We start from the raw sequence: 26,785 nt of genomic DNA, 5'->3' as shown, positions 1-26,785 counted from the left end.
CGACTGGATATTGGAGGAGCCATGGCCGCGGCGTTGACCATCAAGCGCAGTCCCGGGCAGCTCGGCGACGACCTGCACCGGCTGGTCGACGCGGATTGGACCGCGGTGTGGGCCGGGCCGGACGGCGACGACCCCCGTGGCTGGGCGCACCGGATCGGCTGGGAGCTGACCAGCATCGGCCCTGACCTGGACCTGACGGTTTCCGCGGCGGGCGCCAGTGTCACCCTGTTCCGCGAGCCCGGCGCGCAACGCATCAACGAGGCGCTGCAGGTGCTGTGGAAACGGCGGGCCGCGACGTCCAGCGACAATGCCGCGGTCATGACCGACGCGCTCGATGCGTGGCCGGGCTACCTCGCCGCGGCACAGACCGTGCTCGGGCCGGCCATCGAGGACGGCCAGGCCGGGCGGGTGAGGTCCGCGGTCTGGCCGCGACCGGACATCGGTGTCGTCGTCACGCTGTGGATCAATCTTGCCGTGGGAACCGCCGACGGCAGCCGGCCGGGCAGTGCCTCCTTGCGGCTGGCGTTCACCCCGTACCGCGACGGCCGGTGAGCCGTCGGGTGCAGCTCGTCCCCGAGATGTGGGATCGAGCGGTTGATCTTCAGCGGCAGCGTGAGGCCCGGCGCCCCGATGATGCGGGCGTCCAGCGGTGCGCCGAACGGCTGCGTTCCCTGGCCGGAGATCAGGACGTGCTGGATTACCTGTGGCAGCGCGCCGAAACCATGGACCTGAGTTCCCCGTTCGACGGCGCCACCCTCTGGGCGTGGCGGTCGCGGCACCCGTCGACCGGCGACTTCGTGGGTAACCGCTACGTTGCACAAGCCTGGGCCGAGCACGTCACCCGCCTGGACCCGACCCGGCCGGCCACCGTCATCCACCTCACGCCGGGCGGTACCGAGATGGACCAGCACTGGCTCAACGACCGGCGCACCATCGAGGCCCTCGACCTCGACCCCGACGATGTCCGCGAGGTGTGGGACCGGCTGTCGGAGCGCTACGCCGAGAACATCCACGGCCGGACGGTGGTGTTCTCCGATCACGCGCACACCGCGGCGATCCTGTACAGCACCGAGTTGCCCGCCGTGCGGCGCACACCCGACGCCGGCGCCGACCGGATCGCCTTCGCCCACCCGCCGCCGGAGAAGATTCCGGCAGCCCTGCACGCCCTGCTCGAGCCCGGCCCGGTGCGGGCACGAATCCAGATCGACGATCCGGCCCTGCCGGGATACGTCGACACCGCGGCCCTGCTCCGGCTGGCCCCGGCCGAGCGGCAGACACACCTCGCCGAGGTGATGGCGCAGGTCGACGCCGAGGACCTCCGCGTCGCCGGAACCCTGCGGCCGCAGCCACAAGAAGCCGAACCCGTGGCCCCGAACCCGGCCGCCGCGCAGCTCCCTGACCCGGAGCCGGAGCAGCGCGAGCCCCCCGTTCCCGGCTGGCGGACCCGGCCGCACGGCATGATCCGCACCGCTGACCTGCCGACCGCGATCGCCGCCGCCGACCGCGCTGCCGCCCAGCTCGAGGCCGGCGCGCGGAATCGGGCCGCCGAAGCCCGGCGGCTACACGAAACCGTCCAGCGCGGGCAGGGACCGGCCACGCGTGCACTCGAACAACGTCGAGCCGCCCTGACCACCCGGGTCGACGCCGCCGCAGCCGCCACCGCGGCCCGTGACGCGGCCGCCGAGCAGTACGCCCTCTCCCGCCAGGCGTGGCAGGACATCCACCAGCTGGCGGAGCCAGCCCAGCAGGATGCCCACACACTGCGCGAAGCCGGGACCTCCCCTGAAGAGATCGCCGCCCGTCGGCAGCGGCTTCGTGACGCCGCACGCAACGCCGTTGCCGAAGCCCAGCGGCATGAACGTCGCGCTGCCGACCACGACCAGCTCGCCGGCGGCATCGACGGTTCCGCCGCCGCGGCGGCGGAACTCGAGGACCTCACCCAGCGGTGGGACCACCACACCGACGACGCCCGGCAACGTGACCTCGGCGCGGAGCACGACCTCCACCAGCGTGCCGACACCACCCTTGAGCAGGCGAAACAAGCGGCCCGGGACGCTGCCGCCCTACGCGGCGAAGCGCGTCTGCGCGGCACCCTGGACCAGGCGACCGCCGAGCGGGAAGAAGCCGAACGCGAGGAAGTCTCCCGGGAAGCGGCAGCTGCCGAACGCGACCGCGACGGCCCCTCCCTCGGCCTGTAGACCAGCACCACCGCCGTGCGCTGCCGGCGCGCCCAGGGGCGTACCTGTTTCCCGGGTCCGCTTTCCCCGGCACCCCGGTGCCCGCACGGTCAGCGATCCGCGCCGGCGGACTGCGGGCGTTTCGGTGCCACGACTGCCGGCGCCGATGCCCGGGGCATCGGCGCCGCGTCACCCGACGGCTACAGGTTGCACTCCTGTCGCCATGAATGCGAACCGATCTCATCGTTCGCGAACCCGCCGTCGTCGAACCGCTCCCAGCCGAGCCCCAGATCGCCCCAGAAGTCGCCCTGGCCCAGGCACATCTTGGCGCCCTCCCAGCCGATGTCCCTGAACATCATGACGTCGTCGTAGGTGTCGGGAACGCCGTTGTTCCACACCGAGCTGGCCATGTTGTCCAACATGTAGTCCTCGTACCACGCGAAGTTGTAGCAATCGCCGCCGTACGGCATGTTCCACGTCGGATGCCGCCAGTCGCCGTGCTTGTCGTCCCACCGGCAGTATTTGGCGGACGTGTCCCAGTTGCGGTGCTCGTACGCGTAGAAGTAGCCGTCCCCGGCCAGCGCGCTCAGCGAGGCCGCATCGGTTGTCTGGTGCGGAGTGCCGGCCGCTCCCGGCACTCCGGTCGCTCCCGGCGCGGGGGCCGGGCCCGAGGTCTTACCGGCCGCCGCGCTGCCGGCGGGTTTCGGGTCCGCCGCCGCGGCGGGCGCCGCAGCCAGGACCGCACCGATCAGAATGGCGGAAACCACTGCCATGTGCCTTTTTCTCATGCACTTCCCATTCACTCGATGTGTTCCCCCGCCGGCGTCGCCGGCGGTGATATCAACCCGGTGCCAGACCGGGCAGCCCCTTCAGCACTGCGGCAGCAGAGCGCAGGCCCGCGGAACCGCGGCCTCCTCCAGGCGCCGACGTGTCTCGATCTCATCGGCGTACTTCGTGCGCACCGAGGCGGCGTATCGCTGCTCGAGGCCTCGCGCAGTGGCCGCGAGCCCACTGCTGTGCGCGCAGGTGGCCTCCGCGACGGCGGTCCGGATCTCGCGTTCACGGGTGGCCCCGGGTGCCGTGCGAAGATCCTGATGAGCCTTCGACGGGTTGTCGTAGTGGTATCCCCGGCCGCGCATACAGGTCGCCCACGCGCCGAGGGCCGAGCGATAGGCCGGATCGGCCAGCACCTCGGCGACCCAGATCCCGGGCAGGTTGTCGGTCACCCGCTCGACGCGGTACCAGGTGGCCAGGTCGCCGTACAGCTCACGTTCCGCCTCGGCGATGCAACTGTCGCTGCTGCGCCGCACCACCCCACCGCTGGGCAGCCGCGCCTCGGTGACGGACGTGCTGCGAGGTCCGGCCCCGTTCATGGCCAGCAGGATCGCGGCCCGGCGGGCCGGTGGAAGACCGTCCAGAAACAGCTTCCGCGGGCTGGACTTCCGCTCCCGCTCCGCCTGGTCCATCAGGTCGGTGCCGTACCCGTGCGAGGTTGCCCACTCGACGTCGTCGACACCGTACGGAAACTCCCGCAGGTCCAGACCCGAGGCTGCGACCTCGTCCGGCAGTGTGAGTCCCCGCCGCGCGAGACAATCGTTGGCCAGCCGGCTCCGCGCACTGTCCAGGATGTCCGCCGTCGCGCTGATCCGCTCGGCCTTCGCCGCGGGTGCGGAGCCGGCGAAGACCCGGACCGCGAAGAGACCCGCCACGGCAAGGCCGGCAACCGACAGTCCGATTGCCAGCCTACGAATATTTCGGTTCCGCATTTCGCCCCCCGCGCCCTACCGCCCCGTTACTCCGGCGAAGGTATGCGGAGCCGCTTTCACCGCGCTTACGTCCCGCTTTCACGGGCTCGGCAAGCCCCGGCGGACGAGCTCCCACCACCGGCATCGGCCGAGCCCGGGACGACCCGGCTCGCGACGTACTCGTCTGCCGGTGGTCGATCAAGCGCCGAAGGCGTCCGACGGACGGCACGGGCAGCCTGATTCACCACCGGTAGAGCATCCTAGGAACCTAACCTATGTGCTCGTATGCCGGTGACCAGAGGCGTCGGCCTTCTTGAGCAGGGCGCTGCGCCTGGAGGAGGCTTCGCCGGGAGCCCGCCCCGGGCGGAGTTACTCAGATACCGAACCGGCTTGCCGAGGGACTCCGCGTAGGCGATCTCCCGCCGGGTCGACTCCCCTACATAGCCGCCCCGATCCACGACTGAACGGCAGGACAAGTCCACGTCGTCCCCTGGACGTCCGCTTGTGCCCCCGAACGCGCCCTGTCCATGACGTGAGCGTTCGGCCGTTTGCCGCGCCTCAGCATGCGAGGCGGCTCAGTGGAAGTCGATGCGCATCAGCCTGCTGGCGGCCCAGTCCTCTGGACGGGTCGGCCGGACGGTGCCGGGGTCGTGAGGCTGGTTGAGGTCGTCGACGATGGCCGCGATCACCGCCGCCCGTTCCGCGGAATCGGTGACGGTCGTCGCGTACGCCGGCAGGTCCGCTCTGATGCCGTTCTTGAGGTGGAAGGTGAAAGCGGGGTTCGCCCGCAGATTCGCGTACCAGCCGGTCGCGCCTCCGCCCGCTCCACTGCAGAGATAGGTAACGTCGTTGGCGCGATAGAAGAAGATCTCGATGCGCCGGGGCCGTCCGGTACGCCGCCCGGTGGTGGTGATGTCCACGATTCGTTCGCGGGTTCCGGCCGCGGGCGTGATCCTGATGGCACGCCTGATCTTGTGCGGCAGGTGCGCCAGCGGGTCAGGCGCGCTGTGCTCACCATGCCCGCCCGCGTGGTTCATGCGGCTTCCTTCCGCAGCGCGGGGCCGAGGAGCAGTCCCCCGTCGATGACATACTCGGCGCCGGTGATGAAGGCCGCCTGCGGCGAGGTGAGGAACAGCAGCAGCGCGGTGATGTCGGCGGGCTGCCCGAGTCGCGGGACGGCGAACGGCTCGGGTGAGTAGAAGTCGGCGATCGGGGCGTCGCTGCCGGCCGCCGGCTCGGTGATGAACGGAGTGGCGACGACGCCGGGGTGGATGGCGTTGACGCGGATGTTGTCGCGGCCCAACTCGAGGGCAGCGGTCTGGGTGAGCCCTCGAACCGCCCACTTGCTGGCGACATAGGGCGCGTAGAAGGCGGTGCCGCCGATGCCCATGGTGGAAGCGATGTTGATGATCGATCCTCCCCCCGCGCGCCGCAGTGCCGGGGCGGCCGCCTTGATGCCGAGGAAGGTGCCGGTGAGATTGATGTCGAGGATGCGCGTCCACGTAGCCCGGTCGGTGGACTCGATGAGGGCCGGCGGGTTCTGCACCCCGGCGTTGTTGACCAGGATCGTGAGCGCACCGAAGGCCTTCTCGGTCTCCGCGACGGCGGCGGCCCACGACTCCTCCCGGGACACGTCGAGGCGGACGAAACGCGCCCCGTCTCCCAACTCGGCGGCGAGACCGGCACCACGCTCGGCATCGATGTCAGCGATGACGACGTCGGCGCCTTCGGCATGCAGGGCGCGAACGTGGCTGGCTCCCTGCCCACCGGCGCCGCCGGTCACGAGAACGGTCTGCTTTTCGAAGCGGGACATCAGGATCCTCCGGTACGTACGGGGAACGGCAACCCGGAAGCGGGTGGTGAGTCGATCGACTCACCATGCCGAAGTTACGCCCCGGCGAGTGGTGAGTCAACCCACTCACCTCGCTATGATGGGCGCATGACTCCAGCGCCGTCGGCCTATCACCAGCGCGTGGCGGAGGAGAAGCGCGCGCTCATCGTGCAGGCCGCCACCGGGCTCTTCCTCGAGTTGGGCTACGACCGGGCATCCCTGGCGCGTGTCGCCGACAGTGCGGGCGTGTCGAAGGCGACGCTGTTCAAGCAGTTCCCGACGAAGGCGGCATTGTTCGATGCCATCGTGCTCGACTCCTGGGCCGAGAACGACGTCGCGGACGTGCCGCCCGCCGGTGACCTGACGGCCGGCCTGACGGTTCTGGGACGGCGCTATGCGGCGCTGTTGAGCCAGCCGGAGATGACCGACCTGTTTCGCATCGTCATCGCCGAACTGCCGCGCTTTCCCGAACTGGCCAAGACGCATTTCTCCCAGGGCAAACTGCCGTACTTCGAGTCCGTCCGGACCTACCTGCTGGCCGAGCGCGACGCGGGGGCCGCAGACATCGCCGACCCGGAGATGGCCGCCACGCAGTTCCTCGGCATGATCTCGAACTATCTGTTCTGGCCGCGACTTCTGCTCCCGGACTGGACGGTGGCCCCCGCCCGCACGACCGCGGTCGTGGAGGAAGCCGTCCGAACCATGGTTGCGCGGTATGGCACCGAGGTTCACCGGGACTCCCCGGGTTCGGACACCGGTTCGGAGTGACTCGGCACGACCGGCATGCAGGGCCTCCCCTGGTACGGGGAGCCCCTGCACGGCACCGGTCAGCAGGGATGAATGGAGCCGACCCAGTTCCACGGTGCGACGTCGTCCTGGGAAGGGGCGCCCGGAGTGCTGTAGCGGAGCACCCCGCCCTTGTCCCGCATCCGCGCGCTCGTACCCCGGGACTGGTTGTTGATCCACGAACCGTCGTACACCAGGTAGTTGCGGTACTCGGCGCAGGAGTACCGCTGTTCCACCATGCCCTGGAAGTAGATGTTGCTGTACTGGCAGAAGTGGCGATACGGACAGGGTTCCGCCATGAGCCGGCCCGCAGCGGTCCGCCCGGCCGGCGAGTCCAGGTTCCGTGCGTAGAGCTCGCCGGGCAGCGGGAGCAGCACCGTCGCGCCGGGCCGCTCGATCCTGTTCAGCGCCACCTGGGTACCGCCGGCCCGTACGATCTCGGCGGTCACCGCCGTCTGCAACTCACGGGCCTCGGCGCTGGACAACCCGACGCTTCGCGCCTGCGCCGAGAACGCCGCCGCACCGGGTGCCGCACCGGCCGCGGCGGTCGTCCCCAGGACCATGCCGCAGGCCGCCGCCAGCACAACGACCGTCCGCTTCCATCTGCTCGTGCTCCGCGTCATGATTGACCTCCTCGTCGATTTGCCTAACCCGTCACACGTTAGGGAGATTTGTCGCTGATGCGGCGCGGGTGGCAGCAAGCGGCCACCCGGGGACGGGTCGAAGGCGCGGCTCCGATGTGGTCCTGCCCGATGAGACAGTCCCGGTAGACCGTCGAAAGCCGCTCTGCAATCCGCTGCGGCAGCTCATCCAGGCTCTGCTTCCGTCAGCACGCGGGCTTCCCCGGTGGATCAGTAGACGAAGCGGGAGACCGCGACGTTGGCCTCCAGCGACATCCGGGACAGGTCGGCGACGGAGCGTTGGGCGCCTTCCACCGACTCGGCGGTCTGCCGCGCGTTCGCGCATCACGGCACACCTCCCGCAGGCGCTCAGAACGTCCGCGCATGTGAGCGCCGTGGTCAGGACCGCTCTGACGTCGCCGAGGGGGTGAGGCCCGCCGGCGGTTCGGCTCCCGCTTCGATGACGGTGACGCATCGGTCGAGGGCGGCGACCATGTACCGGCGCCACAGTGGGGCGAAGGGGCCGGCGAGGATCCATCGGCGGCCGGGGAGCGGCTTGAACTCGTAGGCCCACCGGATGAGGGTGCCGGGCCCGTCGGGGTTGACGTTGAACTCGCCGCGGACTCCGGCCGCGAGTCGGGACAGGACGTTGGTGAAGTTCGTCAGCTCGTACGCGAAGCTGTGTCCGTCGGTGTATTCGGTGAGTTCTTCGTCGGCCTGGGATCCGTCGTCGAACCGGGGGTTCCGTCGTGCGCCGACGTGGTCCCAGGGTCCGGTCTGATTCGCGACCAGTGTGATGCCGGGGAACGGTGGCACCGGGCGGAAGACGGTGGGCAGGTCGATGGGGACCAGGGCCCGGAAGGTGTCCGCGGGTGCCTTCCAGGTGCGTTGCTGGACGGTGATGGTGACGGTCTTGTCGGCGGGGCCGACGAGGAGTTCGGTCATGATGCAGTGCTCCGCGATCAGGGCCGGATACCGGCCGGATGTCGTTGTGGGGGTTGGCGGGTGGGAGTCGCAGCCCGGTGCGGTCGGCGCCGATCCCGCCGGCTCCCGAGGGCGGTGGAACCGGGTGCCTTCCCTAGTCGAGGGTGGCGCCGGGGGCGACGAAGACGACCTTGCCGTTGATCGGGGCGGTGGCGACTTCGGCGTGCACCTGCGCCAGTGCGGCCAGCGGCACCCGCCGGGTCGCGCCGAGGTGCAGCCTGCCCGCGTCGAGCAGGGTCACCAGCTGGGTGAGCTGGTGGGCGTCGGGACGGAAGAAGAGATTGATTCCCCGTACGCCGCGGGCCTCGTCGGACGCGGCGGGCATCCACACCGTGGTGTTGACCAGCACACCGCCGTCCCGGATCACGCCGGCCAGGGCGGCCATCTGCTCCGGGGCGATCGGGGCGACGTTGAGTACGACGTCGACCGGCTCGGACAGCTCCGGGATCCCGGGGCCGTGGATCTCGTCGGCGCCGGCCGTCTTGGCCTGCTCGGAGGTGCGCGGGCCGGTCGTGGCGATCACGTATGCGCCGGCGTTCTTGGCCAGTTGCACCGCGTAGCCGCCGACGACGCCGCCCGCGCCGTTGATCAGTACCCGCCGGCCGGTGGTCAGCTTTGCGTGGTCGAACAGGGCCTGCCATGCGGTGAGCCCGACCAGTGGTAGTCCGGCGGCGTCCACCAGCGGGACGCTCGTGGGGGCGGCCGCCAGGATCCGGGCCGGGGCGATGACGTATTCGGCGGCCGCGCCGGTGCTGGTCAGCGGCAGGGCGCCGATCACGCGGTCACCGACGTCGAAGCCGGTCACGTCCTCGCCGAGCGCGTCGACGGTGCCCGCGATGTCGATGCCGGGGGTGTGCGGCAGCCGGATCGGGATGGGGCCCCGCATGACACCGGCGCGGATGTTGCCCTCGACCGGGTTGAACGACGTCGCCGCCACCCGGATCCGGACTTCGCCGATGCCGGGGACCGGCTGGTCCACGTCCTCGTACCGCAGGACCCCGGGGGTGCCGTACTCGTGGAAACGCACTGCCTTCATGATGATCCTCGTCGTTCGAAGAGATCGTGCTCCGGGTCCGAAGCACGGGTGATGCGGGGGTCACCGCCGGTCGGCGGAACCCTCCTCGCCACTCCCGGCGGCCAGGGAACGCAGCTTCGCGTGGCTGACGGAGCCGGGGACAGCCGTGAAGACCAGCAGCACCTGGCGCTCCACCGGACAGACCAGCAGGTGGCGGTACAGTGCCAAGCTGCCCAGTGCGATATGCCGATAGCACCTCGGGCGGTGCCGGACGGGGACACCCACCTCGACGAGGTGGCGTTCACGCGCCGACGGGTCGCTCAGCCACCGGTCGACCAGAGAATGCGACGAGCCCCCGGTCCGGGAGTAGTCGCCGAACAGGGCGATCGACGGACGGGTCTGCAGCAGCACCTCGCCGGCCCGGGAGAACACCGTCGCGGGGTACTCCGGCAGGCGCTCGACGATGAGCTCCAGGACCGGGCTGGCCCGGTGACCGGGCCGGCCGGTTGCCGCCTCGTCAGGGCGCCGCTGGAGAAAGTGCGCCAGTATCTCGCGATCCACATTGCTCACCGCCTTCCCGGTTCGACCACACGAGCGTGGCGCAGAACGGAAGGCGGGTGAATGGTCTCGTCATCCACGGTATGGCAGACCATGGACAAGAGGGATCAGGCTCGGCTCATGCCTCGTCGCCGGCCGCGGTGGTCAGGCGCCGGAGCTTCGCCTCACTCAGCGATCCGGGTTCGGCCATGAAGACCAGCAGGTCCTGGCCCTCGTCGGGATCCACCAGCCGCCGGCTGTACAACTCCAACTCGCCCAGTCGCGGATGGCGGTAGCGTTTGAGGTCGTGGTGATGGGTCACGTCCACCTCGTGGCGCCGCCAGAGCCCGGCGAACTCGGGGCTGACCGCCAGGAGCGCGTCGACGATCTCCCCGGCCGTGCCCGCCGGGTCGGTCGTGTACGCCGCCCGCAGGTCCACGGTGAAGACCCGGGCGCGGATGTCGTGGTCCTCGGGCGGGTAGATGGCCCGCTGGGCCGGGTCGGTGAACCAGCGGTAGACCAGGTAGCGCGACAGGCCCTCGAAACGGGTGTAGTCGCCGAACAGCGCCACCGCCGCCGGGGTCTGCAGCAACGCCTCACCGAACCGGGAGAACACGATCGCGGGCGTGTCCGAGAGGTGCTCCGCGATGGTGCGGATGGCCAAGCCGACCCGGTCGTCCGGGAGCGCACGCCGTGGAGCCGCGTGCCCCCCGAGGGCGAACAGGTGCTCCCGCTCGCTCGGGCTGAGCCGCAACGCCCCGGCCACGGCGGCCAGAATCTGCTCGGACGGCATCGGGCCGCGCTTCTGCTCCAGGCGGCTGTAGTAGTCGGCCGACATGCCGGCCAGCACCGCGACCTCCTCGCGCCGCAGCCCACCGGTACGACGCCGCGCGCCCCGCGGCAGCCCCACCTCCTCCGGCTGCAGTGCTTCGCGCCGGGCCCGGAGAAAGTCCGCCAGCAACGCGCGGTCCATCGATCTCCCCTGCCTCAGCCGGTCGGGTTGCGCCGGGCGCGAGGCTTGGCGGAGCGGGGCGGGGCAGCGCGCATGTGGTCACGGACCCGGCCGACGATGGCGTTGAGGGCGGTGACGTCATCGCCGGTCAAGGGTTCGAACAACAGGTGCCGGACGCGGTCGACATGCCCCGGGAGCACCCGGGCGACCAGGTCGCGGCCGGCATCGGTGACCGCGACCATGACACTGCGCTCGTCGTCCGGCGACGGCGAACGGGTGATCAGGCCACGCTTGTCCAGCAGGCCCGCCTGATAGGTCAGCCCGCTGCGGCTGTAGACGACACCGTCGGCCAGGTCGGTCATCCGCAGCCTGCCCCCGGGCGCGTCGACGAGCCGGGCCAGGAGCTGGAACTGCACATAACTGAGGTCACCGTCGATGCGCAGGTGCTCGTCCACCGCGTACTGAAGAAGGCTGCTGACCTCGACCAGAGCGAAGTAGGCACCGAGTTGCTCCGCGCTCAGGCCGGGCGCCGCTTCACTCATCCCGTGATCATACCTGCTTTGAATTCGAAGTTATCCGCCGAGACCGGGAGTGGGAACGCTCACCGGTAGCCGGCCGCGGTGATGTTGGCCTGTACGGCGTTCTCGGTGGCGTCCGACGGGTAGCCGGAGACCATGGCGCCCTCGTAGAACGTGCCGGCGCTCTGATTGGCCCCGCCGTCGGGCTTGCAGCAGTCACCGCCGCTGCCGAGGACGATCGCACCCTGTTTGCGCATCGGGCTGTAGCCCGACGGCAGCGCGCCGTCCCACAGCGTGTAGAGGCCGCCGGCCTGGGCGTTGCTGCCCTTGATGGCGAACCGCGACGTCCCGTTGTTCTTCAGCGTCGCGGTGACGAACTTGCTGGTGAACGCCCGCTGGTTGGTGTTCCAGGTGCTGCTGCCGCCCGGGAACAGACCCCATTCGAGGTCGGCCTGCACCCACGGCCCGGTCCCCGAGCAGCCGCCGAACCAGCAGCTCGTGCCGAAGTAGATCGCGTCCATCGCACCGGCGGCGTCGGCCTTGCGGGTGGTCTCGCTGTTGCCGTAGTCGAAGCAGCAGCCGCTGTTGACGTGCGTCCCGCTGGTGACCATGTACATGCCCTCGGGCGCGCTGCCGGTGGGGACGCCGGTCAGGTGCCCGTCGCGCCAGTAGCTGTTTCCCGGCTTGATGTAGAGCGAGTAGGCCTTCGAACCGCCGATGGTCAGCGACTCGGTCGTCGCGACCGCCGGCGAACTCTGCGGCGAACCGGGTACCACTGTCGAACCCTGGTACCACAGGTCGTTCCCGCGGCCGGACTGGTCGAACAGGACGGTGATCACGCAGGTCGTACCCGCGCAGAAGGAGTCCTGGTTCGCGGCGTCGGCCACGCCGGCGCTGAGGGTGCCGATGTTCCGGGTCGTGTTGTCCGAACCACGCCGGACCTGGTAGAGGTTGCCGCGGTAGGAGCTGTAGAGCGCCCGTACCGTGCTGTGTGCCGCCACGCACGGCGTACCGCCGGCCGCGTAGAGGTCGCAGGGTCCTCCGCCGGTGCCGCCACCGGGAACGACCTGGGCCCACTGCTGGTTGGCCCCTCCGTTGCAGGTCCACAGGATGATCCTGGTGCCGTTCGCGGTGCCGGCCGCGTTGGCGTCGAGGCACAGTCCGGACTGCACCCCGGTGATCGTGCCGTTGTCGTTGACGTTCCACTGCTGGTGGGACTGGCCGCTGCAGTCCCAGAGGATCACGGCGGTGCCGTTGGTGGTGCCGCGGCCGGAGGCGTCCAGGCACTTGTTGCCGTACACCGTGAGTTGCCTGCCGCTCGTGTAGGTCCAGGACTGGCCGGTGGCACCCGAGCAGTCGGCCAGCTGGATCTGCAGGCCGTTGGTGGTGGCGGAGTTCGGGACGTCGAGGCAGCGTCCCGACTGGCCGCCGACGATACGGGTGGGGGTTCCGACGGTGGCGGCCGAGGCGGCGGCCGCCCCGGTGAACAGCAGGCTCAGGACGGCGGCGAGGACGACGAGACGCCGGCTGCGACGCCGGACGGGAAGCGGTCGATCAGTCATTGCGGTTCCTCATCACAGGAGTACGGGTCATCGGCCGAGTAGGCGCCAGGTCTGATTGAGCGGGCTGCCTTGCGAGGCGGGGTTGCAGGTCCACTGGTGGACCGGGGCGCGCGCCGCGGTCGAGATGCCGCTGACGTCGACGCACTTGCCGCTGTGCCGGGCGACGAGCTGGTGGTCATGCGGGTCGTTGCCGGCGTAGCCGACCCGGCGCAGGACGAACTGCTGGTTCTGCGCCCCGCTCAGGCAGGTCCACTGGTGCACGACGGCACCGTCGGCGGTGGACCCGCCGCTGACGTCGAGGCACTTGCCGCTCTGCTGGTTGACCACCGTATACGTGTCGGAGACCCCGGCCACCGGGCGGAAGACCCACTGCTGCTGATCGCCTCCCTCGCAGGGGAACTGCTGCTGCCGGTTGCCGTCGGTGGTGCGCAGATCGGTGTTGTCGAGGCACTGCCCGCTGTGCTGCGCGACGGCGACACTCGCGAAGCTCGTGTCGGTGGGCGGCAGCACCGTGACGGTGTACGCGTCGGTGACGGTGTTGTTGGCGATGGTCACCGTCGTGGCGTTGCCGTTGAGTGTGAGCACCCGGTCCTGCACGGTGATCGGGCCGGCGACCGCGCCACCGTTGTCGTACGGGATGCGCTGCACCCGCACGCGCACCCGGTTGTCGACCACGACGCCGCTGGTGGCGTTCAGTCCCCGCAGGTTCACGGCGATGTTGCCGGTGGTCCGGCCGCCGCCGATCAGGATCCTGGCGCTACCGCCGGTCCTCGTGGCGTAGGCGTCGTATCCGGCCGACGCCGTGGTGGCGACGGCGGTGCCGGTCTGCTGGGCGTAGAAGCGGTAGACCCACCATTCGCCCTTGGGCCGGTACTGGCCGGCCGAGCTGTGGGTGAGCAGGTTCCCGAGGTCGTTGTGCAGGTTGCCGCCACTGGCCCAGTTGGCGCGCAGCCCATCGGCACCGGCCCGTTCGAGGCGGGTGATGTACCAGGCCCCGTCGGCGGGGTTCTGCTCGTTCCCGGCGCCGTACTCGTTGATCTGGTACGGCCGGGGGTGCGCGATGCCGCGGGAGTCGAGTGTGGCGTTCGCCGCGGCGACGTCGGCCACCGGGTCGCCGGGCAGCGAATGCCAGCTGATGATGTCCGGCACCACGTTGTTGGCCCTGACGTGGTCGAGGTACTGGTTCCACCAGGCACCCGCGGCGGTGGTGGGTACCCCCGCCAGGCTGGGGCCGACGATCAGGGTGCCCGGCATGTCGGCCCGCAGCCGCTGATGGGTCCGCCGCCAGAGCTCGAAGTACTGGGCCTGGCTGCGGTTCCAGAACGGGGTGATGTTGGGTTCGTTCCAGATGTCCCACTCGACGGGGATGCCGGTCGCCTTCACGTCGTTGATGACCCGGGTGAGGAAGTTGTCGTAGTCGGTCCAGTTACCGTTGTCGCCGGGGAACCGGGAGATGGCGGCACCGTCGGCGCCCCACAGGTCGTGGGGAAGCAGGACGAACCTGCCGCCGAGCGCCCTGGTCCGCAGCATCTGGGCGCGGGTGGCGTTCCATCGGCGGTCGTAGCCGCCGCCGACCCATCCGCCGCCGGGCAACTGGGCGCCCCCGGCCCGCATGGCCTGGTATCGGATGTCGGTGAAGAAGTGGTCCGGCGGTGCGGCGCCGTTCTCGGTCATGCCGTAGATCCACCCGGATGCGCGGTGGGCCGGCGCGGTGGTGGCGGCGGCGAAGTCGACGCTGATGCTCTGGTCATCGGCCCGGGCCGGGGACGGTGCGGCCAGGACGCCGAGTGCGGCCAGCGCGCCGGCCAGGATGCGGACGGCCCGGGTACGGGTCGGGGATGCGGGTCTCACAGTGCCTCCGGTGGGGGATGAGGACAGCAGGAGTCGCGGGAGGAGCCGGCGGCTCGTCCCGGGGAGGAGGGACGGCTCAGTGGGGGTGGACGGGGCCGGTGCTGTCGCGCAGCGAGATGGGGGGTGCGAGCAGCAGGTGACGCGGTGGGCCGGCGGGTGCGGCGATCCTTTCGAGGAGCAGTTCGACGGCGTGTGCGCCCATCTCGAGGGTGGGCACGTCGGCCGCGGTGAGCTGAGGGCGGAAGCCTTCGGCCCAGTGCCGGGCGGCGACCCCGGCGATGGACAACTCGCGCGGGACGGCGATGCCGAGCCGTTCGAGGCCGCGCTGGAGACCGGGCAGGCTCGCCTCGTTGATCGTGGTGATGGCGGTGACGCCGGGGTGGCGGTCGCGCAGCTGTTCGATCCACTCCTCGCCGGCGGCGGCGTCGTCGGGGCACGGCAGCTCGATGCCGGTCAGGCCACGCTGGAGCACGGCCTCGGCGAACCCGGCCTGCGCCCGGTGTGCCGGGCCGTAGCCGACCGCGACCAGTTCGGCGGAACGGTTGAGCAGGGCGATGCTGCGGTGGCCCAGATCGGCGAGGTGGTGCACGCAGCGGGCGACCAGCGCGGCGTAGTCGACGTCGACCCAGCAGGTGCCGTGCGGGTGGGCGGTGTGACCGATGGTGACGAACGGAATTCCCTCGTGCCGCAACCGGGTGACGCGTTCGTCCTCGAGCCGGATCTCCATGAGAATGATCCCGTCGGCTCGCCGGCCGGAGATCAGCCGCTCGAAGGACCGGTCGTGGTCACCACCGGACGGGGAGAGCAGCACGTCCAGGTCGGCCCGTGCGGCGGCCTCGACGACGCTCGCGACAAAACCGAGCTGCATGTCGGTGAGCCGCAGGCTGGCCGGCGGGATGACCAGCCCCAGGGTGCGGGTACGGCCTTCCTTCAGCGCCCGGGCGGCGGCGTTCGGCCGGTAGCCGATCTCGTCGATCACTGCTTGGATCCGCTGTCTGGTCGCCGTGCTCACCGATCGGCGCCCACTCAGCGCGTACGACACGGTGCTGCGTGACACCCCGGCCCGGCGGGCGATCTCGCCGATGTTCATGGACACCCCCTCGCCCGACCCGGCAGCTCGACCCGGGCCGCCGCCGGACGATCGGTGGGGTCCTCGCGGTGTCGAATCGGTTCGCGGCCGAGGCTAGGTAGCCACATCCAAGGATGTCAATATCGATGACGGGGATGTTTCGAAAAGCAGCTAAAGGGGGCCCGGGGAGGCGCCGCGCCGTCGAGAGACGGATGTCGAATCGATTCGAACTTCGATCGGCACGGGGTCCCTGTCCGCGTCGGCGCGCGGTCCGCGCCCGTCGGCGGTGAACGCAAACATCCGGAATCTGAAAAAATCAACGCCCGAGAGTTGTTATGTCGAGTCGGCCCCGAGAGTCGGGGAGGAGTCTCACCAGTCGGCACCGCACTCCATTTGGTGCGCCCGCATTTCGGAAAAGCACGGTTTTCCGGCGCTCCACGAGGACGAACGCATTTGCGTCGGCAACTCGGAGCGGTTCCCGGAAAAAGGTCCCGACAAAATCGTTACGCGCCGCTCTCTCACATGGTCGTGGGGTCGGACCCACTTGAGGGCTACGAAATGCTCTGGCAATATCCGTACCCAGCTTGGGAACGCTCCCGGAAGCGCCGTTCCGTCGCCCCATTCCCCCCGTTTCCGTCCGCCCCACAACCCCCCGCTTCGGCATCTTCCCGTACGCCACCCAGGCTCTCGGCGGCACGATCACCGTGCACCGGTTCGACCTGACCGCGCCCTGACCACGGGCCGGCTCGTCCGGATCAGCTGATCCCCGCCCCATCCCCCGCTTCGTGATCCGAGGAGAACAACCGCATGCATCCCGTACCCCCGGACTCGGTCGCCGAGCCCCTCCGCTCCCGCCGCCGGGCCTGGTGGCGCAGCGCTCTGGCCGCGACGGTCCTGCTCACCGCTGGTGGGGTCGTGGCGGTGACCGCCTCCACCGCCTCCGCCGCCACGATCGACACCAATGCCTCGTACGTGCTGGTGAACCGTCAGAGCGGCAAGGCCCTGGACGTCTACAACCTGGCGACCAGCGACGGTGCGCGGATCACACAGTGGACCCGCAACGACGGCGCCCAGCAGCAGTGGCAGTTCGTCGACTCGGGCAACGGCTTCTACCGGTTGAAGTCGAAGCACTCCGGCAAGGTGCTGGAGGTCTACAACCTGTCGACCGCCGACGGTGGCTCCATCGTCCAGTGGTCCGACAACAACACGACCAACCAGCAGTTCAGCGTGCAGGACATCGACGGCTACATCCAGCTGATCAACCGCAACAGCGGCAAGGCCGTCGAGGTGCAGGGCGCGTCCACGGCCGACGGCGCCAACATCGTCCAGTACAGCGACTGGAACGGCGCCAACCAGCAGTGGCAGCTCGCCCGGGTCGGCACCACCACGCCCCCGTCGTCCTCGCCGCCGACCGGTGGCAACTGCACCCTGCCGTCGTCCTACCGATGGTCGTCGACCGGCCCGCTGGCGCAGCCGAAGGCCGGCTGGGCGTCGCTCAAGGACTTCACCATCGCCCCCTACCAGGGCAAGCAGCTGGTGTACGCCACCACGCACTCCAGCTCGCTCAACGGCGGTTGGGGCTCGATGAACTTCGGTCTCGTCGACAACCTGAACCAGCTGTCCACGGCTCCGCAGAACACGATGAACCAGAGCACCGTCGCGCCGTCGCTGTTCTACTTCGCGCCGAAGAACATCTGGATCCTCGCCCACCAGTGGGGCGGCCCCGCGTTCTCCTACCGGACCTCCACCAACCCGGCCAACGCCAACGGCTGGTCCGCCCCGCAGACCCTGTCGACCGCCCAGGTCACCGACCCCGGCACCGGCGCGATCGACCACACCATCATCGGCGACAGCCAGAACATGTACCTGTTCTTCGCCGGCGACAACGGCAAGATCTACCGCCAGATCATGCCGATCGGTAACTTCCCCGGCAGCTTCGGCTCGAGCTTCACGACGATCATGAGCGACACTTCGGAGAAGATCTTCGAGGCGCCGCAGGTGTACAAGGTGCAGGGCCAGAACCAGTACCTGATGATCATCGAGGCCCGGACCGCCTCCTGGGAGCGCTACTTCCGCTCGTTCACGGCGACCAGCCTGGGCGGTACCTGGACGCCGAACGCGGTGGACTACAACAACCCGTTCGCGGGCAAGGCCAACAGTGGTGCCACCTGGACCAACGACATCAGCCACGGTGAACTGCTGCGTACCAGCGCGGACCAGACGAACACGATCGACCCGTGCAACCTGCAACTGCTGTACCAGGGCCGCTCGCCCAGCTCGGGCGGCGACTACGGGCTCCTGCCGTACCGGCCGGGCCTGCTCACCCGCCAGCGCTGACGACGGTGCCGGTCACGCGTTGACCGCACGGTCACGAGCCGCCCCCGCCGCACGGCGGGGGCGGCTCGCTCCGTCCCGGCGGGACCGTGGCGGCCGGGAGGAGACCGTCCGCGACCAGATCCCGCCACAGGGCGGCGGGGATGTCGGTGGTGAACCGCTGGACGTCCTCGTCGACCTCGCGGGACGAGCGCATGCCGACGGCCACGGCGGTGACCGCCGGATGCAGCAGGGGAAACGCCAGCGCCGCCGCGGGCAGATCGACCCCGTGGTCGGCGCAGATCGCCGCGATCCGCCGGGCCCGCCGCACCACCGCGCCGTCGGCGGGCCGGTAGTCGTAGGTGGCGCCGGGCGCGGGCTGCACGGTGGAGAGCAGCCCGGTCGCGAAGACTCCGGCGACGACGACGGCGACGCCGGCATCCCGGGCCGGGGTGAGTACGGTCTCCAGGGCGCTGTGGTCGAGCAGCGAGTACCGGTTGGCGATCATGATCACGTCGACCAGTCCCTCACCGATCAGGGTGCCGAGGCCCGCGGCCGCGTTCGTTCCGACACCGATGGCCGCGACGACCCCCGCCTCCCTCAGTCGTGCCAGCGAGGCGAGAGCTTCCCGGGCAGCGCCGTCCCATGCCTGGTCCGGGTCGTGCGCGTACAGGATGTCGACCCGGTCGAGCCCCAGACGTTCGAGACTCTCCCGCAGGGACCGCTCGACGCCGGCGGGGGTGAAGTCCCAGCGCCGCTCCAGGTCTCCGGGCACCACGAAACCGTCGTCGTCCCGGTCGAGTGGGCGGGCGCGCGGCACGAGCAGCCGGCCCACCTTGGTGGAGATCACGAACTCGTCGGGTGACCGGTGGCGCAACTCGGCGCCGAGGCGTCTCTCGGACAGCCCGAGCCCGTAGTGCGGGGCGGTGTCGAAGTAGCGGACCCCTCTCTCCCAGGCCCGGCGCAGCGTACGGCCCGCCTGCTCGTCGTCCACGGCGGTGCCGAGATTACCGAGCGGGGCACCACCGAGCCCGAGGACGCCGTACGGGGTGCGGGCCCGCTGAAGCAGTTTCTCGACGGCGCCGTTCACGTGCCGAGCCGGTAACAGGTCGCGGCGGTTCCCGACAGGATCGCCGTCCGCTCCCCCGCGCTCAGTTCGCCGATCAGCTGGTCCACGGCCGTACGCCAGACGACCGGCCCGGTGCTCAGGCAGGCCAGCGGCCAGTCGGACCCGTACATCAGCCGATGTGGTCCGAACGCCTCGACGGCCACGCCGACCATCCGCCGCAGCCGGGCCGGGTCGGTCACGAGACCGGCGAGTCCGGAGATCTTGGCGTGCACGTTCGGCTGGGCGGCGAGCGCGCGCAGCCCGGTCTCCCAGTCGTCGTCGGCGCTGTCCGCGGCGCCGCCGAGGTGGTCCAGGACGAAGCGGACGCCGGTGAGGTCGATCCAGCCGACGACCGCGGCTGTTCGTGGCCCGGGTCCGGCGAGCAGCCGGCGGGTCTCGGCGATGCTGTTGCCGGCCTGGACGACCACGGCGGTGTCGCCGCCGGTGTCGTCGAGCATCCGTTCGAGGTCGGCGGCGCCGAAGTCGCGGTCGATGGCCGCCATCGTCTGCGGGTCGATCCTGGGCTGCGGGTCGGTGGCGCGATCCCACAGGTGGACGTGCGCGTCGATCACCCCCGTCATGACAGGGGCCAGAGGTCGTTCCGGGAGTCGGGGACCAGCCGCAGACCGGCCCGCCGGGGACGCACGTGCGGGCCGGTGATCGCGGCCACCGGGTTGGCGGCGCGTACCGCGTTGATGTGGTCCTCGTCCACCCGGATGCCGATGCCCGGCTCGTCGCCGAGGACGATGCCGCCGTCCATGATCTCCTGGTCGATCCGCAGGCCGATCGGCGCGTCGAGGTGCTGAACCTCGAAGGACAGGTGATTGGGTACGGCGGCGGCGGCGTGCGCGACCGGGTTGGCGTGGTACGACACCGGGCTCACCGGCAGGTCGTGGCTGTGCGCGACGGCGGCCACCCGCAGGAAGTGGGTGATCCCCCAGACGTTGCCCACCTGCACGATGTCGACGGCGTCGGCGTCGAGCAGTGGCCGGTACTGCTCCAGGCCGGTGAGGTTCTCCCCGGTCGCCACGGCCGCCCGGATGTGCTGGCGCACCGAGGCGAGACCGGCGGCGTCCCATCGGCGCACGGGTTCCTCGATCCAGGCCAGGTCGACGGTGTGCTCCAGTTCGCTGACGAAACGGACCGCCTGCGTACGGTTCCAGGCCTCGTTGGCGTCGAGCATGAGTGCCGGGTGGGTGGCGTTGCGGTGGAGCACGTCGCGGACGGCCACGAGCCGGCGCAGGTCGTGGGTGACGTCGAGGCCGCCCTTGAGCTTGGCGGAGCTGAACCCGCGGTCGGCGTAGCGTTCGTAGAGGCGGACGAGGGCGTCGTCGTCGAGCGCGATGTCGAGGCCGGAGGCGTAACCGGGGACGAAACGGTCCAGGGCCCCGAGGGTGCGCCAGAGCGGTTCACCGGCCGCCTTCGCCTTGAGATCCCAGAGGGCCATGTCGATCGCGCCGACCGCCCCGAACGTCGCCCCCGCGTGTCCGGTCTTGAAGACCCAGCTCAGCATGCGGTCGTAGAGGGCGGTGACGGCCCGCGGGTCCTCTCCTTCGATGGCCCCGAAGATCCGGTCGATGTCGCCGTGGGGGCCGACACCGACGCCTTCGAGCCCGTCATCGGTCTCGAGGATCAGCACGTGGACGTCGGTGTGGGCCTCGGGCATCACCCCGTTGGCGTCACCGGTCAGCCGTCCCCAGTCGTGTTTGGTCAACAGGCTGCGATAGCCGGTGACTTTCATGTCGGCTCCTTGGGGCTGAAGAGGGCGCTCACTCCTTGGTCCCGCCGGCGGTCATGCCGGCCACCAGGAAGCGTTGTGACACGAGGAAGACGATGAGGACCGGCAGCACCGAGACGACGGTCGCCAGGGCGAGCGTCGGCAGCTGGACGGACTGCCCGCCGGCGGAACTGGGGTTGAACGCCGGGGTGGAGGCGAGCAGGGAGGTGAGTCCGACCTGCACCGGATACCCGTCGCTGGAGGGCAGCATCACGAACGGCAGGAAGAAGTTGTTCCAGTTCTGCACGAAGCTGAAGAACGCGACCAGGGCGACGATCGGCGCGGCCAGTGGCAGGGCGATCCTGGTGAAGACCTGGATCTCCCGGCATCCGTCGATCCGCGCGGCGGCGAGCAGGTCGCGCGGAATGCTCGTGGAGAAGTAGATGTAGGTCAGGTACACCCCGAACGGGAAGAACGACATCGGCAGGATCACCGACAGCGGGCTGCCGATCAGGCCCACCGCGTTGAGTTCGAGGAAGATCGGCAGCACCAGCGCGGTGTTGGGGATGAGCATGACGATCAGGGTCAGCACCAGCAGCAGCCGCCGGAACCGGAACCGGGTCAGTGCGAGCGCGTATCCGGCCGGAATGCTCACCACGAGGGTGATGACGAGCGCACCGAGCGCGTACGACGCCGAGTTCGTCATCCAGGTGGTGACCGCGCCGTCCTGGAACCCGAAGAGCTGGCTCCAGTTGGTGGACAGGTCGCCGGCGCTGCCGACGGCGAACGGGTTGCCGACACTCAGCGCCCGCGCCGATTTGGTGGTGGCCAGCAGCAGCCAGACGATGGGGACGGCGAAGAACAGGACGAACACCACCACCATGACGGCGATGATGGTACGGGCGCTCCAGCCGCTGACACCGCGACGGTGGGCCGTCGCGGAGCCGGTGCGCGCAGAGGTCATGGGTTCACTCCCGCTCGAACAGGCCGCCGCGCGTCACGAAGACGGCCGACAGCGCGAGGGCGACGACGAGCAGCAGCAGCGAGATAGCCGCCGCGGTGTTGAAGTCGTTCTGCTGGAACGCGTACTGGTAGGCGAGCTGGTTGAGGGAGTAGTCGTTCGGCACGACGGCGTTGCTGGCCTGCGAGAGCAGTTGCGGTTCGACGAACAGCTGGGTGCCGGCGGCGAGCGACATCATGCTCATGTAGGCGATCCACTTGCGCAGCATCGGCAGCTGGATGCGCCAGGCGATCTGGACGGCGTTCGCCCCGTCCACCCGGGCCGCTTCGATGACCTCGGCGCTGATGTTGTTCAGGGCGCCGTACATGATGACGATCCAGCCGCCGGCGCCGGTCCAGAAGGCGATCACGGCGAAGATGACCGGCAGGTTGCCCGGCAGGATGACCTGCACGAAACTGTCGAAGCCGAACAGTCGCAGCAGGCCGCCCACCGGGCTGGCCGTCGGGTCGAGGACGAACAACCACAGCAGTACGCTCGACGCGCCCGCCAGCGCGCCCGGCAGGTAGAAGACGAACCGCAGGGTCCGGCTGAGCCACCGGACCCTGATCGCGTGGACGATCACCGCCAGCACCGTCACCAGCAGCACCAGCGCGACCAGCCAGATGATCAGGTAGAGCGCCACGTGCGAGACCGCGGGCCAGAAGCGGAAGTCGCCGACCGCCTTGGTGAAGTTCGCCAGGCCCGCGAAGCCGCCGGTGGCGTCGGTGAACGCGAGGTACACGGCATACAGGGCCGGCAGCAGCCCGAAGGCGAGGGTGAGCACCGCGTAGCCGGAGATGAGGCCGTAGCTGAGCAGGCTGTCGCGGGTGGCGGGCGGACGGGCGGGCGGCCGCCGTGTCGCCACGGCCGCCGCCCGCGCGGTCCGGTCGACGAGGGTCATCCGACCGTGTATCCGTCGACCTGCGCCTGATTCTTGATCGCCGTCTGCCATTCCGGCAGCAGCGTGACCAGGCTCTTGCCCTCGGCGATCGCCGGGGTCATCGTCTTGGCCCAGACGGCTTCCTGGCTGAAGATGCCCGAACCCCAGCCGGGCCAGATCGACGTGCCGGCGGTGACGATGGCCTTCAGATCGGTGGCGTAGTAGCCGCTGGACTCCTGCTTCGTCACCCACTTCTCGGCGGCGGGCCCGTATGCGGGATAGCCGGGGGCGAGCGCCACCTGGTAGTCGTCGGCCGTCGTGACGAACTCGGTGAAGATCCGGGCGGCCTTGAGGTTCTTCGAGTGGCTGCTGACGAACCAGGTGCCGCCGCCGACGTTGCCGGTCACCGCCTCCTCGCCCTGCCAGGCCGGTGGCGGGGCGACACCGAGCTGGCCGGCCGGGACGTTGAGCGACTGCGGGTTGTTGAAGATGGCTCCGGCGTACCAGGCCGGTCCCGGCATCATGAGCACCTTGCCGGCGTACTTCTGGACGAATTCCGGCGTGAAGACGCTGACGTTCGGGGTGGTGCCGTTCTTGATCAGCGTGTCGAGCATCGAGGCCGCCCGCTGGCACTGCGGGGTCGTGGTGTTCACCGTGACGCTCTTGGGGCCGGTGATCTCGTTCGCCTGGCACTTGCTGCCCCAGAAGAAGACCTCCGGGGTCCAGGCGTCGCCCACGGTGCCGATGATGTGGCCGGGATGTTCCCCGGCGACCTTCTCACCGAGCGCCCGGTATTCCTCCCAGGTGCCGGGGACCTGGTATCCGAACCGGTCGAACAGCGCCTTGTTGTACCAGAGCACGACCTGGGCGAGGTCGTTGCGCAGGCAGTGGACCTTGCCGTCGACGGTGCACGGGTTCAGCGCGCCGGGGGTGAAGTTGTCGAGCGTCTCCTGGGGGACGAGTCCCCCGTTCAGCACGGCGGCGAACGCCTGCTTGCCGTTGCTCTGCTGGCTCGCCCAGGCCGCGTCGTTGTTCTGCGTCGAGAACACCACGTCGGGCCAGCCGCTCTGGGTGCGGTCGAAGAGCTGGATCTTGGTGCGGAACGAGTTGGAGCCGTTGGCCGAGCCGTCGTAGGTGACGACCTCGATCGGCACCTCCGGATGGGCCTTCTTGAAGGCGTCGGCGGCCTTCACACGGTCGGCGTCCACCCAGACCGTGATGGGGGCCTTGTCGTCCTGGGCGACCTGGGGGAATCCGTAGGCGCCGGCGGTGGGTCCACTGTCGTCGCCGCCGCAGCCGGCGAGGGCGAGAGCAAGGACCGCGACGCCGCCGAGGGCTGTCAACAGAGAGCGGGTGGAGCGGGCACGACTGGAACGGACCATATCGGTGTCCTTTTCTGATCTTCCGTATTGACGTCGCAGTCACCGGCCCGAAATATAAGGGCATACGTATTATGTTTGCAAGGGAGGATCGCGCATGATGGGCACCATGTACGAGGGCTCGGGCCGACTCCGAACGGCTGCTGTGGACGTGGGCCCACCGGGACCCGGCGAACTGCAGATCGCCGTTGCCTACTGTGGACTGTGCGGCACCGATCTGCACATCGTCCACGGCGACATGGACGCCCGGGTGCGCACGCCGCTGGTGTTCGGGCACGAGGCCTCGGGAACCGTCGCCGCGGTCGGCGCCGGCGTGCAGGGCTGGACGGCCGGTGACCCGCTGACCGTGATGCCGCTGATCTGGGACGGCACCTGCTCCGCCTGCCTCGCCGGCCACCAGCACATCTGCCAGAACCTGGTCTTCGTGGGCATCGACTCCCCCGGCGCGCTGCAACAGCGCTGGAACGTCCCCGCGTCCATCGCGGTACCCCTGCCCGGCGACCTCGACCTGCGCACCGCCGCACTGGTCGAGCCCGCCGCCGTGGCCGTGCACGACGTCCGCCGCTCCGGGCTGCACGTCGGCGATCATGCCGTCGTCCTGGGTGGCGGCCCGATCGGCCTGCTCATCGCGTGCGTCGCCCGCGAGGCCGGGGCGCACGTCATGGTCGCCGAGATCGACGGGTCCCGCCGCGCCCTCGTCGCGGCGCTCGGCTTCGAGGTACGCGACCCGGCCGCCACCGACCTCACCGCCGAGGTCACGAGCTGGACCGGCGGCGTCGGCGCCGACGTGGTGTTCGAGGTGTCGGGCGCCGCCGCGGCAGCCCGCGCCACCACCGCGCTGGCCAGGGTCCGGGGCACGATCGTCGTGGTCGCCATCCACACCGCCGCCCGCGAGATCGACCTGCAGCGCGTCTTCTGGCGCGAACTCCGCCTGCTCGGCGCACGGGTCTACCAGCGATCGGACTTCGAGCGCGCGATCGAACTGCTCCGCCGCGGCGTCGTTCCCGCACCGACCCTGATCTCCGGCGTCGTGCCGCTGTCGGAGACCGCCACCGCCGTCGAGGATCTCTCGGCCGGCCGGGCCATGAAGATCCTCGTGGACGTCGCCGGGGAGGTCCGGGCATGAGCGGGCTGTTCGATCTCGGTGGACGGCTGGCCGTCGTCACCGGCGCGCGCCGGGGCATCGGCCGTGCGATGGCCGAGGCGCTGGCGGCCGCCGGCGCCGACATCATCGGGGTCAGCGCCCGGTTGCGCGACGACGACGAGGTCGCCGGGACGGTCCGTGCCCTGGGCCGCACCTTCGAGGCCCGCGCCGTCGACTTCGCCGACCGCGCCGCGGTGCTCGCGCTGGGCGCCGAACTGGCCGCGCGGGCGCCGGACATCCTCGTCAACAACGCGGGCACGATCGAACGGGCACCCGCGGCCCGGCACCCGCTGTCGGCCTGGGACCGGGTCATCGAGGTCGACCTGTCGAGCCAGTTCGCCCTCACCCAGCTGGTCGCCGCGCCGATGCTGGAACGCGGCAGCGGCAGGATCATCTTCACCGCCAGTCTGCTGAGCTTCCAGGGTGGCATCAACGTCCCCGGCTACACCGCCGCCAAGTCCGGCATCGCCGGGCTCACCCGGGCCCTGGCCAACGAATGGGCGGGCCGGGGCGTGAACGTCAACGCGATCGCGCCCGGCTACATCGCCACCGACAACACCGCGGCGCTGCGCGAGGACGCCGACCGCTCGCGGTCGATCCTGGAGCGGATCCCGGCCGGGCGCTGGGGCGACAGCACCGACCTCGCGGGCGCCACCGTCTTCCTCAGCTCGGCGGCGTCCGGCTACGTCTCCGGCACGATCCTGCCGGTCGACGGCGGATGGCTGGGCCGGTGACCGGAGGCCGCCCGGTCATCGGCACATCGGTGCCGCCTGCCCACCAGCCGCTCCAGCGGCACCGGGTCGCCGGCGGCGCGGGCGCAGACCGGGCACGACCGGGTGTGCCGCGCGACGCGCTTGCGCCACAGCGGCCCCGGCACCCCGTCCCAGTCCGCCAGCACCGAGGTCAGCTGTGCGCACCGCGGGCGGGCCTGCAACGCGGCGACGACTGACCGGCTCAGCTCCAGGCGGCGGCGCATCCGCTGGACCCGCACCCCGGCGTGAGCAACGGTCGTTCCCAGCGCCGCCGCCAGCTCGTTCCTGGTCAGCCGACCGGCGGCCTGCAGCCACCACAGCGCCAGCAGCGCCCGGTCGGCCGGGTCGAGCCAGCGGCCGGCGCGTACCACCTGCCGCCGGTGACCGGACAACTCGACCTGCAGCAGGGTCAGGTCCTCCACGTCGGCGTCGGGCAGATCGACCGCCTCGTCCAGCGGCGCCGTGCGCCGCGACTCGGCCTGCCGCCGGTGCAGGTGGGTGCTGACCTGCCGGGCCGCGATCGTCGTCAGCCAGGAACGGAAACTCTCCGGGGTACGCAGCGCGTGCAGGTTGCGCAGCGCGCGCAGCAGGGTGTCCTGCACGACGTCATCGGCGTCCGGATCTGCACCCAGGGTCCTGCGGACGGTGGCGTACACCAGTGGCAGGCATGCGGCGACGAGCTCGTCCAGCGCCCGCCGGTCCCCGGCCTGTGCGGCGGCGATCACGGTCGACTCGCTCATCGCGCCGGGCGGTCCGCCGTCACGTTCCCCGGGAGGTTTCATATGACGTACGACGACTGGACTGCCGTATAGTGCGGGAATGCCCGCAGTCGCCGCGGGCCACGG

Annotated in this window: 26 protein-coding genes; 6 read left to right on the top strand and 20 right to left on the bottom strand. The window is 70.3% G+C overall.

Features of this window, described 5'->3' with window-relative positions:
* Positions 1 to 21: 21 nt before the first annotated feature.
* The gene (locus BC793_RS27910) at positions 22 to 552 is read left to right on the top strand and encodes a hypothetical protein (protein WP_109597380.1); all 531 of its coding nucleotides are present in this window, start codon (positions 22 to 24) and stop codon (positions 550 to 552) included.
* On the top strand, positions 549 to 2,198 hold the full coding sequence (locus tag BC793_RS27905) for a hypothetical protein (RefSeq protein ID WP_146246478.1): 1,650 nt from the start codon (positions 549 to 551) through the stop codon (positions 2,196 to 2,198). The genes BC793_RS27910 and BC793_RS27905 overlap by 4 nt, the downstream gene beginning before the upstream one ends.
* A 179-nt stretch (positions 2,199 to 2,377) precedes the next feature.
* On the opposite strand, the gene BC793_RS27900 is transcribed toward BC793_RS27905, so the two are convergent.
* The 4 genes from BC793_RS27900 to BC793_RS27880 all read right to left on the bottom strand — a co-directional run bounded on the left by BC793_RS27900 (position 2,378) and on the right by BC793_RS27880 (position 5,735).
* On the bottom strand, positions 2,378 to 2,950 hold the full coding sequence (locus BC793_RS27900; protein WP_109597376.1) for a hypothetical protein: 573 nt from the start codon (positions 2,948 to 2,950) through the stop codon (positions 2,378 to 2,380).
* Between the two features lie 96 nt (positions 2,951 to 3,046).
* Positions 3,047 to 3,886 carry a hypothetical protein gene (locus BC793_RS27895; RefSeq protein ID WP_109597374.1) on the bottom strand — a complete coding sequence of 280 codons (840 nt, stop codon included), beginning with the start codon at positions 3,884 to 3,886 and terminating at the stop codon, positions 3,047 to 3,049.
* Positions 3,887 to 4,497: 611 nt separating this feature from the next.
* Entirely contained in the window at positions 4,498 to 4,959 is a 462-nt protein-coding gene (locus tag BC793_RS27885; protein WP_109597366.1) for a nitroreductase/quinone reductase family protein, read from the bottom strand.
* On the bottom strand, positions 4,956 to 5,735 hold the full coding sequence (locus tag BC793_RS27880; RefSeq protein WP_109597364.1) for an SDR family NAD(P)-dependent oxidoreductase: 780 nt from the start codon (positions 5,733 to 5,735) through the stop codon (positions 4,956 to 4,958). The genes BC793_RS27885 and BC793_RS27880 overlap by 4 nt, the downstream gene beginning before the upstream one ends.
* 126 nt (positions 5,736 to 5,861) lie before the next feature.
* On the opposite strand from BC793_RS27880, the gene BC793_RS27875 reads away from it, so the two are divergent.
* The gene (locus BC793_RS27875) at positions 5,862 to 6,521 is read left to right on the top strand and encodes a TetR/AcrR family transcriptional regulator (RefSeq protein WP_109597362.1); all 660 of its coding nucleotides are present in this window, start codon (positions 5,862 to 5,864) and stop codon (positions 6,519 to 6,521) included.
* A 59-nt stretch (positions 6,522 to 6,580) separates the two neighbouring features.
* Here BC793_RS27875 and BC793_RS27870 read toward each other — a convergent pair whose 3' ends face one another.
* The 9 genes from BC793_RS27870 to BC793_RS27830 form a co-directional block, all read right to left on the bottom strand.
* Positions 6,581 to 7,162 carry a hypothetical protein gene (locus BC793_RS27870; RefSeq protein ID WP_146246477.1) on the bottom strand — a complete coding sequence of 194 codons (582 nt, stop codon included), beginning with the start codon at positions 7,160 to 7,162 and terminating at the stop codon, positions 6,581 to 6,583.
* A gap of 396 nt (positions 7,163 to 7,558) precedes the next feature.
* Complete coding sequence (locus tag BC793_RS27865) at positions 7,559 to 8,104, bottom strand: SRPBCC family protein (protein ID WP_109597358.1); 546 nt, start codon at positions 8,102 to 8,104, stop codon at positions 7,559 to 7,561.
* 133 nt (positions 8,105 to 8,237) lie between these two features.
* Complete coding sequence (locus BC793_RS27860; protein WP_109597356.1) at positions 8,238 to 9,179, bottom strand: NADP-dependent oxidoreductase; 942 nt, start codon at positions 9,177 to 9,179, stop codon at positions 8,238 to 8,240.
* A 60-nt stretch (positions 9,180 to 9,239) separates the two neighbouring features.
* Entirely contained in the window at positions 9,240 to 9,719 is a 480-nt protein-coding gene (locus BC793_RS27855; RefSeq protein WP_109597352.1) for an MmyB family transcriptional regulator, read from the bottom strand.
* Between the two features lie 115 nt (positions 9,720 to 9,834).
* Complete coding sequence (locus BC793_RS27850) at positions 9,835 to 10,668, bottom strand: helix-turn-helix transcriptional regulator (RefSeq protein WP_109597347.1); 834 nt, start codon at positions 10,666 to 10,668, stop codon at positions 9,835 to 9,837.
* A 14-nt stretch (positions 10,669 to 10,682) separates the two neighbouring features.
* The gene (locus BC793_RS27845) at positions 10,683 to 11,189 is read right to left on the bottom strand and encodes a MarR family winged helix-turn-helix transcriptional regulator (protein ID WP_109597343.1); all 507 of its coding nucleotides are present in this window, start codon (positions 11,187 to 11,189) and stop codon (positions 10,683 to 10,685) included.
* Between the two features lie 59 nt (positions 11,190 to 11,248).
* The gene (locus tag BC793_RS27840) at positions 11,249 to 12,727 is read right to left on the bottom strand and encodes an arabinofuranosidase catalytic domain-containing protein (RefSeq protein ID WP_109597338.1); all 1,479 of its coding nucleotides are present in this window, start codon (positions 12,725 to 12,727) and stop codon (positions 11,249 to 11,251) included.
* A gap of 27 nt (positions 12,728 to 12,754) precedes the next feature.
* Positions 12,755 to 14,578, bottom strand: a complete 1,824-nt coding sequence (locus tag BC793_RS27835) for an RICIN domain-containing protein (protein ID WP_109597334.1) — start codon at positions 14,576 to 14,578, stop codon at positions 12,755 to 12,757.
* Positions 14,579 to 14,654: 76 nt separating this feature from the next.
* Positions 14,655 to 15,668 (bottom strand): LacI family DNA-binding transcriptional regulator, encoded by a 1,014-nt coding sequence (locus BC793_RS27830; protein ID WP_109597332.1) that lies wholly within the window; start codon positions 15,666 to 15,668, stop codon positions 14,655 to 14,657.
* A 786-nt stretch (positions 15,669 to 16,454) separates the two neighbouring features.
* On the opposite strand from BC793_RS27830, the gene BC793_RS27825 reads away from it, so the two are divergent.
* Positions 16,455 to 17,984 (top strand): non-reducing end alpha-L-arabinofuranosidase family hydrolase, encoded by a 1,530-nt coding sequence (locus BC793_RS27825; RefSeq protein ID WP_109597330.1) that lies wholly within the window; start codon positions 16,455 to 16,457, stop codon positions 17,982 to 17,984.
* 31 nt (positions 17,985 to 18,015) lie between these two features.
* Here the strand turns inward: BC793_RS27825 and BC793_RS27820 are convergent, their stop codons facing one another.
* From BC793_RS27820 to BC793_RS27795, 6 genes are read right to left on the bottom strand one after another with little or no spacing between them, the layout of a single operon-like run.
* Positions 18,016 to 19,050: an aldo/keto reductase gene (locus tag BC793_RS27820; RefSeq protein WP_109597328.1), complete on the bottom strand. Its 1,035-nt coding sequence runs from the start codon at positions 19,048 to 19,050 to the stop codon at positions 18,016 to 18,018.
* Positions 19,047 to 19,649, bottom strand: a complete 603-nt coding sequence (locus tag BC793_RS27815; protein ID WP_203896399.1) for an amidohydrolase family protein — start codon at positions 19,647 to 19,649, stop codon at positions 19,047 to 19,049. Before BC793_RS27815 ends, BC793_RS27820 begins: the two co-directional genes overlap by 4 nt.
* Positions 19,646 to 20,809, bottom strand: coding sequence for a mandelate racemase/muconate lactonizing enzyme family protein (locus BC793_RS27810; RefSeq protein ID WP_109597326.1), 1,164 nt, complete (start codon positions 20,807 to 20,809; stop codon positions 19,646 to 19,648). The genes BC793_RS27815 and BC793_RS27810 overlap by 4 nt, the downstream gene beginning before the upstream one ends.
* Before the next feature lie 28 nt (positions 20,810 to 20,837).
* Positions 20,838 to 21,749, bottom strand: a complete 912-nt coding sequence (locus BC793_RS27805) for a carbohydrate ABC transporter permease (RefSeq protein WP_109597322.1) — start codon at positions 21,747 to 21,749, stop codon at positions 20,838 to 20,840.
* A 4-nt stretch (positions 21,750 to 21,753) separates the two neighbouring features.
* Complete coding sequence (locus tag BC793_RS27800; protein ID WP_109597317.1) at positions 21,754 to 22,686, bottom strand: carbohydrate ABC transporter permease; 933 nt, start codon at positions 22,684 to 22,686, stop codon at positions 21,754 to 21,756.
* Positions 22,683 to 24,047 (bottom strand): ABC transporter substrate-binding protein, encoded by a 1,365-nt coding sequence (locus BC793_RS27795; RefSeq protein ID WP_109597313.1) that lies wholly within the window; start codon positions 24,045 to 24,047, stop codon positions 22,683 to 22,685. Before BC793_RS27795 ends, BC793_RS27800 begins: the two co-directional genes overlap by 4 nt.
* Positions 24,048 to 24,141: 94 nt before the next feature.
* Here BC793_RS27795 and BC793_RS27790 point away from each other — a divergent pair, with 94 nt between their 5' ends.
* Entirely contained in the window at positions 24,142 to 25,170 is a 1,029-nt protein-coding gene (locus tag BC793_RS27790) for a zinc-dependent alcohol dehydrogenase (protein ID WP_109597311.1), read from the top strand.
* The gene (locus tag BC793_RS27785) at positions 25,167 to 25,922 is read left to right on the top strand and encodes an SDR family oxidoreductase (RefSeq protein ID WP_109597309.1); all 756 of its coding nucleotides are present in this window, start codon (positions 25,167 to 25,169) and stop codon (positions 25,920 to 25,922) included. Before BC793_RS27790 ends, BC793_RS27785 begins: the two co-directional genes overlap by 4 nt.
* On the opposite strand, the gene BC793_RS27780 is transcribed toward BC793_RS27785, so the two are convergent.
* Positions 25,871 to 26,680: an RNA polymerase sigma factor gene (locus tag BC793_RS27780; RefSeq protein ID WP_109597307.1), complete on the bottom strand. Its 810-nt coding sequence runs from the start codon at positions 26,678 to 26,680 to the stop codon at positions 25,871 to 25,873. The genes BC793_RS27785 and BC793_RS27780 overlap by 52 nt on opposite strands.
* Between the last annotated feature and the right edge of the window lie 105 nt (positions 26,681 to 26,785).

The sequence above is a fragment of the Actinoplanes xinjiangensis genome, assembly GCF_003148685.1.
GTDB classification, from domain to species: domain Bacteria; phylum Actinomycetota; class Actinomycetes; order Mycobacteriales; family Micromonosporaceae; genus Actinoplanes; species Actinoplanes xinjiangensis.
Note: the sequence above shows the minus strand (reverse complement) of the source record. Positions and strands in the feature narration are given on the sequence as shown.